The organism is Bacteroides sp. D55t1_190419_B8, assembly GCF_015558905.1.
GTDB lineage: Bacteria > Bacteroidota > Bacteroidia > Bacteroidales > Bacteroidaceae > Bacteroides > Bacteroides vicugnae.
In genome coordinates this window covers 1-15,915 of sequence record NZ_JADMOU010000034.1, presented here as the reverse complement: position 1 = coordinate 15,915, position 15,915 = coordinate 1, and the positions used below count along the sequence as shown (strand labels likewise).

The following is a 15,915-nucleotide window of genomic DNA, read 5'->3' as shown; positions in this document are numbered from 1 at the left end:
TTAGAATACCATTAATACCATGAAACGAATACCGTTTTTGTTGATACCCGGATTATCACGGTAAGTGAAACGATGTACATATTCAATGTGCAGCAACTTGAAAATGTTGTAGATACCTACACTTCCTTCGATATACGGCACTTTCGGGTCCATTACGAAACTGGTGAACTTACCGTCGCGTGTCGGGAAACGGAACAAATCGGGATTGTTGCTCTTAAACGGATTATTCTTATCCGTCAATGTTCCCCACAAGGCACGTACGCGGAACATTTCCCTCCATTTCAAGTTCTTGATAAGGGGAATACGGTTGAATAGTTTTCCATTCATATCATAAGATAATGACATGGAAGCGTAACGGTCGTTCAGGAATTCCATGTTATTAATCAAGTTGAACGTTTCGCGCTGGGTGATGTAGGACAAGTTAGCTTCCGGCAAGATCAACAATGGGAAAGGAACCGTGTTCCATTCAGCACCTGCTTTTAAGCTACAGTCAATCTTTCCCCAGGAAGAGGGAAGCCAGAAACGTTTCCACACACTTGCTTCCGTACGGTTAAAACTGTAATCTCCGCCTAGTACTCCTTTGAAACCCATGGCGTGAGTCAATGTAAAGATAGGAGCATCCAGCGATACGGGCACGCGGCGTTGTTTGGAGTTGACAAATGATTCGCCCGGAGCATAACGCAGCGTCAGACTTGCTTCCGAAGTCGTGACATCATGTACACGGGTTTGTGCGGCATCATTGCGCAGATATTCCAGTTTGCCGGTAGGCTCGTCGTTACGATGGCGCAGCATGGCTTTCACTCCGAATCCTGTCAGCGTTTCAAGTTCATAATTAATGGTAGCGTCACGCATATACGACATTTGGTCTACTGTCGTTGTTTTTACCGACAGGAAGATATTGTCTTTATCCGTGAACAGGAATTTATCCATCGGAGACATTACGTCATAACTGTACGTAGCCGAAAGATAATGTTTCGGGAATTCCCAGACTACATAATCGCGTTTATTAAACGAATAAGTCACCGTACCGCTATATTTCCAGCGTTCGTCTTTCAGACCGTAAGCTCCGTATCCGTTCAAGAACCAGTGTTTATGGAAATGAGCCGTTGTCATGCCGCTCAACCGGAAACGGGTACCATCAATGTAGTTGCTCGAAATCATGGTGTTGATAGGGCCGATATCCACTTTGCTCGGATGGCCTTTGCTTCCTGTTTCCACAAAGTTTTCAATCAGTGCTTTCGCTCCGAAGATGATGTACTTGAATCCCGGTATCTGTTCGAGGCGGTTGACGAATACATCCATCGAGCTTTCTTTCTTCGTCAGCGGTACTTGACGGACACTTGCCCAATATTCATCGCTTTTCGAAAGCATATCCGCTTCTTTTATCACGCTGCCTTTCAACCGGAACAGTCGTTGTTCGATAGGATCGAATTTATAATTACTATATTTTGTAGTTCGTTCCACCTGCAATCCGCCTGCCGTTTTGTTGGAATTCCAGGATAGGTCTACGGTCATGTCATCATCCGCCAATACCCAGTTGCCGTTAGGAAGTTGCTCGTACTGTTGCACGATGTCCATGCGGTTGACGAAGTTTACCCCTGTCTTTTTAGGCAGGTTCATCGTACACTTCTGAACGGCATAAGTAGAGTCGTTCAATACGTAAAGATGTCCGGTGAATCCGAAGTCCTGCGAGTTTTGCGGAACAAACGTGAGGTGGACACATTCGCGCCTGTTTACCATCAATGTGTCCATCAGATAATATTTATAAAATGAGATGGCATTGTTACCGATAGGGCTCACGAAGCGCTGTTGGAGCAACCGGATATCATCGTCGTAGATATTGATGTCAGCAAATACGTCTTTCAGTACAGTGCCGAGCATATCTCCTGTGGAGAAGAATTCTTCTATACCATTGGAGTTCTTGCCTTTGATGATCGTTTTTTTGTTTTCGGGATTTTTGCGATAGATGGTTTGCGAAGCCGTCTCCTGTACGGAAATCGGGAGAATCAATTTATTGGTTGTTTCCGAAACTTCCACCTGATCTTTTAGGAATGAATATTTCTTGTAGATTCCTTTTTCCAGTTTTTCCGGCGTGAGGTCGTTGATAGACATCTTCATTTTCTCGTACTTGTCGTACTGATAGTATTCATTCACTTCAAGGACTTGTGCCTTTTTGTGTTCGATTACTTTCTTCATGAATTCGACTGCCGGGTTGTTTTTACGGGAATATTTTTCCTTTTGAGGTTTCACTACAACCTCGTTCAGGAGCACATTATCCGGAGCCAGCTTAACGTTTACCGTCTGATTGTTGGAACCGACTTTAACTGTTTTACTGATATAACCTACAGCGGAGAACACAAGAGTTCCTCCGTTTCTGCGGGCTTCAAGACTGTATTCTCCGTCAATATTGGTGATGGTACCCATATCTCTCTTTTCCTGATAGTAAACAGAGATATACATCAATGGCTCGTGGGTAACAGAATCAGTGACTACCCCTTTTATTTGCTGCGCAAAAGCATTTGAAGCTGCCAATACGAGTAAGAACAGTATAAGTATTTTGCTATATCGTTGTTTCATAACGTACGTAGTAGGGCGCAAAGTTAACAAATAACTCTAAGGATAACAGAATATATAACTTTTTTTACCCATCGTTTTTTGTTGTTTACAAGCTTTGGTTGTCCGTCAATGAAAGGGAATGGGGCAATTCACCTTTCGATAAATTAGTTTCCCGCGTAGATAGTGATTGTTTCTCTATGGGAAACCTTTGTTCCCCCTATGGGGAAACTCTTGTTTCTCTACGGGGAAACAACAGTTCCCTTACGGGGTAAATAAAGTCTTCCGGCATGAAATGGAAAGTAACGTGCCGGAAGATGAAATGTATCCCTGTAGCAGTACTATTTTTTATCAGTCAATATCTGCACGATACGTTCTGCTGTACGCCCGTCCCAACGCTCGGGAAGTTCGCCTCTTTTCCATTCACCTTGCATCAGGGTGTTCATTGCTTTGGCAAGCAGGGCAGGATCTTCCCCGACAAGTTCGTTGGTTCCCATGCGCCATGTTTCGGGATGTTCGGCATACGTGTTGAGCGTGATACATGGAATACCCATAAATGTTGCTTCTTCGGCCACATTGCCCGAATCCGTAATGATTCCTTTTGCCTTGTTTATCAGATAACCGAAGAACAGGTAATTCTGTGGCGGCATTATGTGGAGGTTCGGAGCTTCGATGCCTAATTCTTTGATGGCATTTCGTACGTATGTGTGCAGCGGTGCTACGATAGGCATACCGGCAGATTTTTCAATGATTGTTTTCAGCAACTGACGCAGGTTTCCTTTGTTGTTCAGCAATACGCGACGGTTGAGGGTGAGCAGGAGATAATTTCCCTCTTGCAGTCCCAATACGGAAAACCATATCGGTTTGAGCAAACGGTTCCGGTTGTAACGAACGGTATCTATGAGAATGTTGCCTACATAATATACATTTTCACTTTCCGTTCCTGTCTGGTTCAGGTTGCGGTTGGCAACCATGCCGGCAGTGAATAGATAGTCGGATATTCCATCTGTAATCATGCGGTTGACCTCTTTCGGCATCTTCATGTCGAAAGAACGGGTTCCGGCTACGAGATGCGCTACCTTGATTCCTTGTTTCTTGGCAACGATGGCACAGCTCATGGTGGCAGTCAGATCGTCTACCACGAGAACTACGTGTGCCGGATTCTCCGTCAGTTCCTGTTCGAAGGCTATCATGATTCCGGCTGTCAAACTCGTTGGATTACTGCTTTCCACTCCCAGATAAACATCGGGAGCTTTCATATCAAGGTCCGAAAAGAGAGAAGCATCCAGACTTGTATCGTCTTTCCTTCCTGTATATACCAGTCGGTAAGAGATACTTTTACCCAGCGCCCGTGCGGCCTCAATAGCGCGTGTAATGGGAGCTATCTTCATAAAATTGGGGCGTGCCCCCGCAACAATTGTTATTTTCATATTGTTTCTATCTTATTCGGTTTAATTCGTGAAGCAAAAGTACATTTTCTTACGGAATTTATTTGTTACTTTGCATACAAAATAACAAATATATGCCCACATTCGTTCAAATTCTTGATTTTATAGGCACATTTGCCTTTGCTATTAGTGGCATCCGGCTGGCTTCGGCGAAACGTTTCGACTGGTTCGGTGCTTATGTGGTAGGACTTGCTACAGCTATCGGTGGCGGTACCATCCGTGATGTCCTGCTCGATGTGACACCGGGATGGATGACTGATCCTATATATCTGATTTGTACGGGACTGGCTTTGCTGTGGGTGATCTGTTTCGGACGTTCGCTCATACGGCTCAATAATACTTTCTTTATTTTCGACACTATCGGCTTGGCATTGTTTACCGTGGTAGGTGTAGGCAAGAGCATTGCTTTAGGCTATCCTTTCTGGGTGGCGATTATCATGGGTAGCATTACGGGAGCAGCAGGTGGAGTGATTCGTGACGTTTTTATCAATGAAATACCTCTCATTTTCCGAAAAGAAATTTATGCAATGGCCTGCGTCGTAGGTGGTATTGCATACTGGATTTGCGACGCCACAGGTCTGGAATCATACGCCTGTCAGTTGATTGGCGGACTGGCGGTATTCCTGACCCGCATCTTAGCTGTCAAATATCATATCTGCCTGCCTATATTAAAAGGTAGTGAAGAGCCGGAAGAATAAGGACGGCATTACTTTTCCTCCTTTATATCCAGTTCTCCTTGAAAACTAATGGACTGACGGTTTTGCATATTGACATCGATACTTGCCGAACCGTTGGGGAAGACTTTGGCTCTGAATTCATATCTGTCTTCAGGATTACGTGCAACGAATTTGATAACGGCATTCCCTTTCTTGTCCATTTCCATATTATATTCTTTAAGGATGGCTTTGAAATTCAGTCCGTCACCTCCGCCATACGGGATGCTATAAGCCCGTCCATAATAAGGCAAATAAGAAATAACCGAATCATTTCTGATTGTCAGTGAGTAGGAAGACGTCAAAGGGATGGAGCGTCCGCGCATCGGCATGGCAGTGTTGACATCTATCTTGTAGTTTTCTGATTCAATCAGTTTCTTTACCGCTTCTTTTTTCTGTTCCTTCTTTTCCTTCTTACTTTGAGCCGAAAGGGTAGGGATTCCCATTAATAAGGCTAATAACAGCATAAAGATTTGTTTCTTCGTTCTCATATCAGTTGTATTTAGGTTGATGTATATATGTATAACAACCAAATATACTAAAAAGACAGGGATACTTCTGTTTCTTTTAATGAAAATTAAACAGAAATCCCTGTCTTTTATAAGTTTAGCCCGATTTAGAACTGTTCCAGTATTTCAATTCGCTTTTCGATAGGAGGATGAGTGGCGAACAACCCGCTAAGTCCGCTGAATATACTTTTAGAATTCTTTTTGGGATTCTGAATAAATAATTGTGCCACGTCTTTCCTTTTTACTGCCTCGATGGCAGGGTCTGCCGATATTTTGCGGAGAGCGTTGGCCAGTGCTAATGGGTTTTTCGTCATTTCTGCCGAACCTGCATCTGCCATGTATTCGCGTTTGCGTGAAATGGCAAAGCGCATCAGGCTTGCGAAGAGATAGCCGATGGCGGCTATCACTAAAGCGATAAGAATAAAGAGAAACACGCCGCCGCTACCTTTATTGTTACTACGCACGCGTATGTGCGTGATGGCATAAAATGTGATTTCTGTCAGCATGGAAAAGATCCCGACAAAGACGATGGAAATAATCAGCAGGCGCACGTCACGGTTACGGATGTGACTTAGCTCGTGCGCAATTACCGCTTCCAGTTCTTCATCATTTAGTTTCCGGATGATACCTTCCGATAGGGTAACGGTGTATGTGCGTTCGTTGATACCGCTGGCAAATGCATTCAGGGAACTGTCATAGATGATATTGATTTTCGGCATTTTCATGCCTTGAGACATACAGAGGTTTTCCACCAGATTATAAACTCGTTTATTCTCCCGACGGTTCAACGGCTTGGAACCGGTGGCGGAATTGATAATACTTGTGTTAGCCCAATAGGCAATCAGAAACCAAATTAATACGATCCCCATGGTATATGGCAACGAAGAGAAGAAGAAATGATTGACCATTGGCATTATTTCTATTTCCATACTCTTTCCGTATCCAAAAAGAACCAACAGGTAACAGGATAAATAGAGGAGTGCCGCTACGAGACAAGGAAACAGGAATAGCAGAAACGCAGAGCGCAGATTATTCCGGCTCTGCTGTGTTTGGATTCCGACGTATTGCATGCGTGTTCGACTTTTGTAATTGGATGGACGGTGTAAATAAAGGTTTTAGAAACTAATTTTAGGTGCCTGCTCCAGATTCGCACGTTCGTTTTTTCCCAAGTCGAACATTATTTCTCTTTGGAATCCGGTCATTCCTGCTATTATATTCGACGGGAATGTCTGCACGGCATTATTGTATTCTTTAGTGGCCGAGTTGAAGTAGCGGCGGACAGCAGCCAGTTTATTTTCTACGTCAGAAATTTCTTCCTGTAATTGCAGGAAATTCTGATTAGCTTTCAGATCGGGGTAAGCTTCGAGGGTAATCTTCAATCCGGCAAGAGCGGAGCTTAATTGGTTTTCGGCAGCTATCTTATCGTCAATCGTTTTTGCACTGACTGCACCGTTACGTGCCTGAATCACCCGGTCGAGCGTTTCTTTCTCATGTGCGGCATATCCTTTCACTGTGTCTACCAGTTGTGGAATGAGATCATGACGTTGTTTCAACTGCACATCGATGTCGGCAAATGCGTTTTCACGATTGTTTCTCAATTTCACTAATGAGTTGTACATGGAGGCGAAAATAATGCCCAGCAATACAATAATTCCTACAATAATAAGTATGGTCATAGCCTTTTGTTTTATTTAGTAATATAAAATCAAAAGTAATCTATTTGGTTCTTTTAACCAAGAGATAGAGGATATATTTACTAAATACCACCTAAAAACTATCAGAAAGCACCTAAAATCTATCATTTGATAGAATAACCCCCTAAAAAATGACGAATTATCCCCTGTTGGATACACAAAAAACCTTTAAACTTGCAAACGTCGAGAAAAACGAAATATTAACCATAAAACCATTAAAGTATGAAAAGTTTAAGTTTCAGAAAAGATTTAATTGGAGTACAGGAGGAGTTGCTTCGTTTCGCTTATAAATTAACGGCCAACCGTGAAGAAGCAAATGATTTATTGCAGGAAACATCTTTAAAAGCATTAGACAATGAAGAGAAATATGTTCCGGACACAAATTTCAAAGGATGGATGTACACAATCATGCGTAACATCTTTATTAATAACTACCGCAAAATAGTACGCGATCAGACCTTTGTTGATACCACTGATAATTACTATCACTTAAATCTGCCACAAGATTCAGGATTTGAAAGTACCGAAGGTGCTTATGACCTGAAAGAGATGCATCGCATCGTCAACGCACTCCCCCGGGAGTATAAGATTCCTTTCTCCATGCATGTATCAGGTTTCAAATACCGTGAGATTGCAGAAAAATTAGGATTACCATTAGGTACAGTGAAGAGCCGTATATTCTTCACCCGTCAACGTTTACAACAAGAGTTGAAAGATTTTGTATAAATGAGGATAACGCATACAAACAAGCTTATAAGCAAAAGGAGCAAGGGGATAGATCCTCGTTGCTCCTTTCTTTTTATTTATGATTCAATTGTCACTTGCTTTTCTTGTTTTTGCCTTTTTTCTTTTCAACGGCTTTTTCTTCAGGTGGAAATTTTGGAACCAGATTCATCAGCCGTAATATCTGCTTTTGTCGTTTTAATATGTATGACGAAGGTTTCGCCGAGTTAAACCGTATCGGATTGGGCAGGGTAGCGGCGATAAGTGCGCATTGTCCCCGGGTCAGCTGGGCGGCTGTTGTTCCGAATTTGATCTTTGCGGTAGCTTGTGCGCCGTAGATGCCATTTCCCATTTCTATAGAGTTGAGATAGACTTCCATGATCCGTTCTTTCGACCAGAACAGTTCGATGAGAAACGTAAAGTAGACTTCGAGTCCCTTGCGTACCCACGAAGATTGCGGCCATAAGAACACATTCTTGGCTGTCTGCTGACTGATGGTGCTTGCTCCGCGTTTCCGTTTGCGTGTTTCGTTCTCTTTCATCGCCTTCTTGATTTCTACAAGATCGAATCCGTTGTGTTCGGCAAAACGGTTGTCTTCGGAGGCTATGACCGCCATCGGCAGGTTGGGAGATATCTTATCAAAAGAAACCCACGTGTGCTTCCACGTGGGTTTATCTCCTGAAAAAATCTGCTGAACGCTTCGGATAACCATCAACGGAGTGACATAAACCGGCATAAACCGATACACAATCACTGCCAACAGGGTGGATGCAAAGAAGAAAATCAGCAGGTTGCGCGTATAGCGCAGAATTTTTTTAATTAGCAGCTGCCTGTGCATCTTTAATCATCTGTTCACTTGCGTACATGTATACTTCTACACGACGGTTTTGTTCACGACCGGCAGCAGTGTCATTGCTTGCAACGGGATCGCTTTCACCCATTCCCTGTACACCTTTGATCTGATTGGTGGAAACACCACAGCTCAACAAATAACTGGACACGCTCTGTGCACGTTCTTGTGACAAGTTCAGATTTTTCTGCTGGCTTTGTGCGGCAGTGCTGTTTTTCCAGCCCTGGTTGTCGGTGTATCCGTAGATAGACACGTCCATATCCCGGTTCTGATTGAGCACATTGTTGGCAAACTTGCTTAAAGCAGATTTAGCAGCAGCACTTAGAGTTGCATTACCGGTAGTGAAAAGAATACCCGAATCGAATGTTACTTTCACGGCTTGCAATCCGTTGTTGTCTGTTATCTGTTCTACTTGTGCGCCTTCAATTTGTTTTGCTTCTGCTGCTGCTTTGTCCATCTTCTTACCGATAAGAGCACCCGTACCTGCACCTACTGCCGTACCGATAGCAGCACCAATAGCGGCGCCTTTACCTTTACCGATAACACCTCCCAGGATTGCACCCAGTGCAGCACCCGAACCACCACCGATAGCAGCACCTTTACCAGTGTTGTTCATACTTCCACAGCTACCAAAAATCATGGCAATACTCATGAAGAGAACCATAAATTTCATCTTGTTCATAATGTTGATGTTTTTTTAAATTGGTTTATAAATAATGTTTTTATACGAATCGCTTCGTATTATAAATAACAATGCAAAGATACATATTATTTGGCAAGCGTGTACTTTTTAAGTTAAAATAACTCGGATGAATCCCTTTGTTTGTTAATAAAGGAAAATGATCATTATCCTTTTATCGTTGAAGGAATACTTAAGCTCTTCTTTTTAATAATAATGAACCAACTCAAAAGAATTAAACCTTTGGCAACGGTGGTGACGCAGACTGCCCACCATATTCCTTCCACTCCCATGCCCATCCGCACAAACAGGATAGCAAGCGGAATACGCATATAGTTGCAACTGATGCTGATAATGGCGGGAGGTATGGTGCGTCCGATGCCGTAGAAAACTCCCTGCATGGTGATTTCGAGCATCATGAAGAGTTGGGAATATCCGTCGATCCGAAGGAATACACCTCCGGCTTCGTAGGCTGCCTGTTCGGGCACGAATATGGCAAAAACTTCGTTTCCGAAGAAAACGAATAGCAAAGTACAGAGTGTACCGAAGATTCCCGTCATCCATAGGGTGGTGTACCAGGATTTAAGTACCCGTTCGATTCGTCCGGCAGCATAGTTTTGGGCGATGAAGGCACTTAGTGCGGTGGAGAATCCCTGTGAGGTGTTCCAGGTGATTGCTTCGATTTGTCCCCCGGTGGTGAACGTCATTAAGCCGATGTGTCCTCCCTGTTCAGAGGCAGTGCGGCAGAGGAACATGTTGACGAAGGCAAACAGTGTATTTAAGGTGGCTACGGGTAATCCCAGTTTAAGGATTCTCCGCGTGTACTTTTTCTTTAGCCGGGTGAAGAAAGGGAAACCGCCCAGCAGGGCATCCCTGCAACGCAACTGATAGATGAAAATCAGGAAAACGCTTGCTTCCGCAATCCAAGTGGCATATGCCGCACCGTTTGTTCCCAGTCCGAAACCGAATATAAAGAGTGGGTCCAGAATGATATTCAAAATCAATCCTGTGCCACTGATAAAGAACGGGATTTTGCTACGTCCTGCTGCATTATAAATTCCGGTGAAGGCAGCGGAAAGGAAAACGAAAGGTAATCCGGTAGAAACAATCCGCAGATATTGAATGGCATTGGCCGTGATATGTTCCTCAAGTTCGTAAATACGTATGATAGGTTCTGCAAATATAAAAAGGAGCCCGCCCCAGCAAATGGAAATAATCAAAGCAATCGTGATATTATGGGACGCGAAGTGGCGGGCATCTTCCTGGCTTTGTGCACCGATGGATTGTCCGACACTCACTTCAGATCCCACCTTATTTAATAAGGAAATAGAACCGGACATCCACGTCAGGATTCCGACGGAACCGATGGCGGCTACGGCTTCACTTCCCAACCGTCCTACCCATGCCATGTCTGTGAGACTATATGCCATTTGAATAAACGACGTTGCCATGATTGGCATTGCCAGATTAAACAGTTGACGGTTGATGGGGCCTTTTGTCAGATTCTTTATTCCTTGCATATAATTTTTCTATTCAAAATGAGGTGCAAAGATACGTAAAATTACTATCTTCGCACGTCTAATTATTCATTAAACAAAGTATATAGATACTATGAAACAGAAATTTTCTACTATTTTTCTCCTGTTATTTATCTTACTGGCAGGTTCACAAGTGGTAGCACAGAATGCTCCGAAACCTTTTGATATCGAACAACCCTCACTTCGCGTATTCCTTCCTGCACCGGAACTGGCAACGGGGCGTGCCGTGGTCGCTTGTCCGGGTGGCGGATATAGCGGTTTGGCAGTCAACCACGAGGGGTATGATTGGGCACCCTATTTCAACAAACAAGGAATTGCGTTGATTGTTTTGAAATACCGGATGCCGAAAGGCGACCGCACACTGCCAATCTCGGATGCCGAAGCTGCTATGAAAACTGTGCGTGACAGTGCTGATGTATGGAATCTGAATCCGAATGACATCGGTATTATGGGCTCTTCTGCCGGCGGACATCTGGCATCCACCATTGCCACTCATGCTAAACCGGAACTTCGTCCGAATTTCCAGATTCTTTTCTATCCTGTGATTACGATGGATAAGTCATATACCCACATGGGATCTCATGATAATCTATTGGGTAAAGATGCTTCTGCCGAACTGGAAACAGAATATTCCAATGAAAAGCAAGTGACGAAAGATACGCCGCGTGCTTTTATCGTATATAGTGATGACGATAAGGTCGTTCCACCTGCTAATGGAGTTAATTATTATCTGGCTCTGAACAAGAACAATGTTCCTTCAGTACTTCATATCTATCCTTCCGGCGGGCATGGATGGGGGATTCGTGAAGGTTTTCTTTACAAGAATGAAATGCTGAATGAACTGACATCCTGGCTCCGTAGTTTCAAAGTGCCTCATAAAGATGCTATCCGTGTAGCTTGCATCGGCAATAGCATTACGTATGGGGCACGTATCAAGAATCGCAATCGTGACAGTTATCCGGCTGTGTTAAGTCGTATGTTGGGGGAGGCTTATTGGGTAAAGAATTTCGGAGTAAGTGCACGCACTCTGTTGAACAAGGGCGATCATCCTTATATGAATGAGAAGGCTTATCGGGATGCACTGGCTTTCAATCCCAATATCGTTGTTATCAAATTGGGTACAAATGACAGTAAATCATTCAATTGGAAGTATAAGGCAGACTTCACGAAAGATTTGCAGACGATGGTAGATGCTTTCAAAGCATTGCCTGCTCAACCGAAGATTTATCTTTGCTATCCTTCCAAAGCCTATCAGACCGGAGATAATATTAACGATGATATTATCTCTAAAGAAATTATTCCGATGATAAGGAAGGTTGCTAAGAAAAATGGCCTGCCTGTTATCGATCTTCATGCGGCAATGGACGGAATGCCTGATTTGTTCCCTGATAAGATTCATCCGAATGAAGAAGGCGCTAAAGTGATGGCAAAAGCCGTTTATCAGTCCTTGAAAAAGTAAAACAGAAACGCGAGAACTACCCCAAACAAACGGTTGGAACTTTCTCTCAAAGAGATTGCTCCAACCGTTTGTTTTTTAGTTTAATGACGAATAATCTTCTTATAATATGCTAAAAAAGTATCTTTTTGAAAGTCTGGTTTGGCGGTAATATCTATTTTTGCGCCCGAAAAATATTAAAATGATAAATAGCGTTATGAATAGACTACAAGATTTTACTTTTTTCTCGCAGTTGATGGCTAACGCTAACATGGGGTGGTGGAAAGCCAATTTATCAACTGCAAGTTATGAATGTTCTGAACTTATATTGGAGTTGTTAGGTCTGGATCAGACCGGAATGATCAGTTTTGAAGATTTCAATAAACGTATTCTGAAAGAAGAGCAACCTCCTACAACTGTTCATTCTTTTGGTGTGCATCAAAGACCGGAAACGGTATATTTGCTCGATACAGTAAAAGGAGCCGTTTGGATACGCAGTAAGATTTGCTTTCGAGAAACAGACGAAGACGGAAATGAAATTGTTTATGGAATAGCCGAAGTGCAGGATGGTCCTGATATGGCATCTGCTTATCAGGCCTTGCAATACAGTGAACGTCTCTTATATAACATTTTCAAGCATTTACCCATTGGTATCGAGTTGTATGATATGGATGGGACGTTGGTGGATTTGAACGATAGGGAATTGGAGATGTTTCATGTGGAGAAGAAAGAAGACATCTTGGGTATCAATATTTTCGAGAACCCAATTTTCCCGAAGGAGATGAAAGAACGGTTGAAGATGTATGAGGATGCCGACTTTACTTTTCGTTATGACTTCTCGAAAGTCGGGACCTATTATCAGAGCTCCCGAAAGGAAGGCACGATTGATTTGGTGACTAAAGTGACTACATTATATGATAGCAAATGCCAACCGATCAATTATTTGTTGATTAATGCAGATAAGACAGAAACAACCATAGCCTATAATAAAATACAGGAGTTTGAGGAGTTTTTCGAACTGGTTGGCGATTATGCCAAGGTCGGTTATGCTCACTTTAATGTTTTGAATGGACACGGCTATGCCCAAAAAAACTGGTACAGAAATGTGGGTGAATCGGATGGAACTCCGTTATCCGAGATTCTTGGTACATACCGGCATTTTCATCCCGACGACCGTGCCCTGCTGATTCAGTTTCTGGACGATGCACGAAAGGGACTTGCTGTCAAACTAGGTAAAGAGATGCGTATCCTTAGGGAGGACGGCACATGCACATGGACGTATGTCAATCTGTTAGTAAAGAGATACGCTCCGCAAGATCGGATGATCGAAATTATCAGCATTAATTATGATATTACAGAGCTAAAAAAAACAGAAGAAATGCTTGTCAAAGCACGTGATAAAGCCGAGTCATCCGATCGTTTAAAGTCTGCTTTCCTGGCTAATATGAGCCACGAGATCCGTACTCCTTTAAATGCCATTATTGGATTCTCAAGTTTGTTGGGCAGTACGGAAAATGCGGCGGAAAAAGAATTTTATAATTCCCAGATCAGTCATAACAACAAACTTCTGCTTGATCTGATTAATAATGTGATTGATCTTTCTAAGATAGAGTCCGGTTATCTGGAACTGCATCCGGATTGGGTCAATCTTACCGAACTTCTTGACGAGAGTGTAGCGGAGCACATTCATCAAGTACCCTCCGGTGTTGAACTCCTGACCCACTATCCGGAGCATGATTCTTTGGTGGAACTGGATAGGCCGCGCATTAAGCTGATATTGAAAAACTTCCTCTCGAATGCCTTAAAGAACACCACCACCGGATATGTGGAAGTCTTCTATGAGGTAGACCGGCAGTTTGTCCGAATCGGTGTTAAAGATACCGGCCGGGGTATTCCGCAGAATATGCTTGAAAAGATATTCGAAAGGTTTGAGAAGTTGGACTCTTTTGCTCAAGGGGCAGGTTTGGGCTTATCCATCTGTAAGTTGATTGTCGAAAAGATGAACGGACGGATAATAGTAGATTCCCAACTGGGAACAGGTACTACTTTTGTAATCGAATTACCGTGCCATTCTATGCCTGTTGAATAAGTATATTGGGAAAATATAAAAAAGAAAGATCCCCTTTGTTCATGACTGTTGCCATGAAAGTTTGTGATAAATAATATATTTCTTCCTTTAGTTGACTAAGTCAACTAAAGGGCGTATCTTTGCGCCATGAAACAGGAACATTTGAATAGTATAAGAGCCTTTAATAGGTTCTATACAAAGTTGTTAGGCGTACTTAATAAGTATTATTTAGAAAGTGAATTTGGACTTCCCGAGGTTCGCATTATTCAGGATGTTTATTTGCACCCTGATAGAAGTTCCAAAGATATATCCAGTGAGTTAAACATGGATAAAGGTTTGCTCTCCCGTTTATTAAAACAACTGGAACAAAAAGGGTATATATGTCGAAAAGGAACAGAAAGAGATAGTCGCATGGGGCTGATAAATCTCACACAAAAAGGATGTGAAATTTATCATCGCTTAAATGCTGCCGCTAATCAATCTGTGGAGGAAATTTTTGCACACCTGAATGATAACCAACTGCAAAAGATAATAAATAGTATGGACTTCATTTATAATACAATGAACGAAAAGGAAACAAATCTTGCAGTTAAGAAGGTTGCGCCCATTGTTATACGTCCAATAGAGGAAGAAGATAATACTTCAATTGCTTGTGTACTTCGTGCTTCAGTTGAAGAACATGACGCTCCTAAAGTCGGTACATTTTATGATGATCCACATACAGATATGATGTTTCAGACTTTTAATATAAAAAATGCAGAATATTGGGTGGTTGAATGTGACGGTGTAATATTGGGTGGTGCCGGCTTTTATCCAACTAAAGGCCTGCCCCAAGAGTATGCTGAATTGTCAAAATTCCATTTTAAACCGGAACTTAGGGGAAAAGGAATTGGAAAACGTCTACTGCAGCTAATAGAACAACGAGCAATAAAGGCAGGATATACACATATGTATATTGTTTCATATCACGAGTTTGGAAATGCTGTTGCTATGTATGAAAAATGCGGGTATAAGCATATAAGTAGTGCATTAGATAAGTCAGGGCTTTATCAGGACGCACCTTTTCATATGGTGAAAGAGTTGCAGAGAAAAGTGTGACTATCATTTTTAGAAAATATGATAGTGATTATTGATTACGGATATAATATAAAAAAAACTCCTGCAATACCTTGATATTGTAGGAGTTATCTTTTTCTGTTCTGTGTTTCAGTGATCCGCCTGGGATTCTCCTGAGAGAGTTACCATGCTGATATTTAAAACTTTATATTTTTTGCTTCAAGCATATCCCATGAATTAACCCACTGATTTGCTACATGCTTTTGCGGTAGTTTGCTCATGGAGAATACTGAGGACAAAGATATATCTTTTCTTTGTATTTGCATGATCAGATACATAATATTGTTTTCACAGAAAACAATAACTTTATTTATTATATCAAACAAGTAGTTTAACATTGACTTTTTGGGTATGTTTAAACATAATTGCATTTTCAAATATTTTGGGAAATTACTATTGTAAAAATAAACACTTTGTTGATGGCTGTTAATGATTCAAAGTGATATCACTTACATTAACCATGTTTGAAGTGGTACAATCTTATGAATTCCATTGACAGCAGGGAATAATACGTAAGCACTCATTGTACGGCTATAATACCCACAAAGGTATTGTAGCCCACATTGAGTTGTATTTTTGATTAATAATT

At 42.2% G+C, this 15,915-nt stretch carries 13 protein-coding genes; 5 read left to right on the top strand and 8 right to left on the bottom strand.

The window, feature by feature from the left end:
* Positions 1-2,577: a DUF5686 and carboxypeptidase-like regulatory domain-containing protein gene (locus I2I13_RS20935; RefSeq protein ID WP_195650421.1), complete on the bottom strand. Its 2,577-nt coding sequence runs from the start codon at positions 2,575-2,577 to the stop codon at positions 1-3.
* A 317-nt stretch (positions 2,578-2,894) separates the two neighbouring features.
* Positions 2,895-3,983 (bottom strand): non-hydrolyzing UDP-N-acetylglucosamine 2-epimerase, encoded by a 1,089-nt coding sequence (gene wecB, locus I2I13_RS20930; protein WP_074557142.1) that lies wholly within the window; start codon positions 3,981-3,983, stop codon positions 2,895-2,897.
* 92 nt (positions 3,984-4,075) lie between these two features.
* Here wecB and I2I13_RS20925 point away from each other — a divergent pair, with 92 nt between their 5' ends.
* A complete protein-coding gene (locus I2I13_RS20925; protein ID WP_074557143.1) occupies positions 4,076-4,699 on the top strand; it encodes a trimeric intracellular cation channel family protein in 624 nt (207 codons plus the stop codon).
* An 8-nt stretch (positions 4,700-4,707) separates the two neighbouring features.
* Here I2I13_RS20925 and I2I13_RS20920 read toward each other — a convergent pair whose 3' ends face one another.
* From I2I13_RS20920 to I2I13_RS20910, 3 genes are all read right to left on the bottom strand, one after another.
* Complete coding sequence (locus I2I13_RS20920) at positions 4,708-5,205, bottom strand: DUF4251 domain-containing protein (RefSeq protein ID WP_074557144.1); 498 nt, start codon at positions 5,203-5,205, stop codon at positions 4,708-4,710.
* Between the two features lie 125 nt (positions 5,206-5,330).
* A complete protein-coding gene (locus tag I2I13_RS20915; RefSeq protein WP_195650420.1) occupies positions 5,331-6,293 on the bottom strand; it encodes a M48 family metallopeptidase in 963 nt (320 codons plus the stop codon).
* A gap of 45 nt (positions 6,294-6,338) precedes the next feature.
* Positions 6,339-6,899 carry a LemA family protein gene (locus tag I2I13_RS20910; RefSeq protein WP_074557147.1) on the bottom strand — a complete coding sequence of 187 codons (561 nt, stop codon included), beginning with the start codon at positions 6,897-6,899 and terminating at the stop codon, positions 6,339-6,341.
* Between the two features lie 240 nt (positions 6,900-7,139).
* On the opposite strand from I2I13_RS20910, the gene I2I13_RS20905 reads away from it, so the two are divergent.
* Positions 7,140-7,643: an RNA polymerase sigma factor gene (locus tag I2I13_RS20905; RefSeq protein WP_004300346.1), complete on the top strand. Its 504-nt coding sequence runs from the start codon at positions 7,140-7,142 to the stop codon at positions 7,641-7,643.
* Positions 7,644-7,734: 91 nt separating this feature from the next.
* Here I2I13_RS20905 and mtgA read toward each other — a convergent pair whose 3' ends face one another.
* From mtgA to I2I13_RS20890, 3 genes are all read right to left on the bottom strand, one after another.
* The gene (gene mtgA, locus I2I13_RS20900) at positions 7,735-8,478 is read right to left on the bottom strand and encodes a monofunctional biosynthetic peptidoglycan transglycosylase (RefSeq protein WP_148367316.1); all 744 of its coding nucleotides are present in this window, start codon (positions 8,476-8,478) and stop codon (positions 7,735-7,737) included.
* Positions 8,456-9,172 (bottom strand): OmpA family protein, encoded by a 717-nt coding sequence (locus I2I13_RS20895; RefSeq protein WP_148367314.1) that lies wholly within the window; start codon positions 9,170-9,172, stop codon positions 8,456-8,458. Before I2I13_RS20895 ends, mtgA begins: the two co-directional genes overlap by 23 nt.
* Positions 9,173-9,336: 164 nt before the next feature.
* Complete coding sequence (locus I2I13_RS20890; protein ID WP_195650419.1) at positions 9,337-10,689, bottom strand: MATE family efflux transporter; 1,353 nt, start codon at positions 10,687-10,689, stop codon at positions 9,337-9,339.
* Between the two features lie 91 nt (positions 10,690-10,780).
* Here I2I13_RS20890 and I2I13_RS20885 point away from each other — a divergent pair, with 91 nt between their 5' ends.
* From I2I13_RS20885 to I2I13_RS20875, 3 genes are all read left to right on the top strand, one after another.
* Positions 10,781-12,166: a GDSL-type esterase/lipase family protein gene (locus tag I2I13_RS20885; protein ID WP_148367311.1), complete on the top strand. Its 1,386-nt coding sequence runs from the start codon at positions 10,781-10,783 to the stop codon at positions 12,164-12,166.
* 193 nt (positions 12,167-12,359) lie between these two features.
* A complete protein-coding gene (locus I2I13_RS20880) occupies positions 12,360-14,231 on the top strand; it encodes a PAS domain-containing sensor histidine kinase (protein WP_195650418.1) in 1,872 nt (623 codons plus the stop codon).
* A 126-nt stretch (positions 14,232-14,357) separates the two neighbouring features.
* On the top strand, positions 14,358-15,308 hold the full coding sequence (locus tag I2I13_RS20875; protein WP_217722283.1) for a helix-turn-helix domain-containing GNAT family N-acetyltransferase: 951 nt from the start codon (positions 14,358-14,360) through the stop codon (positions 15,306-15,308).
* Positions 15,309-15,915: the final 607 nt, after the last annotated feature.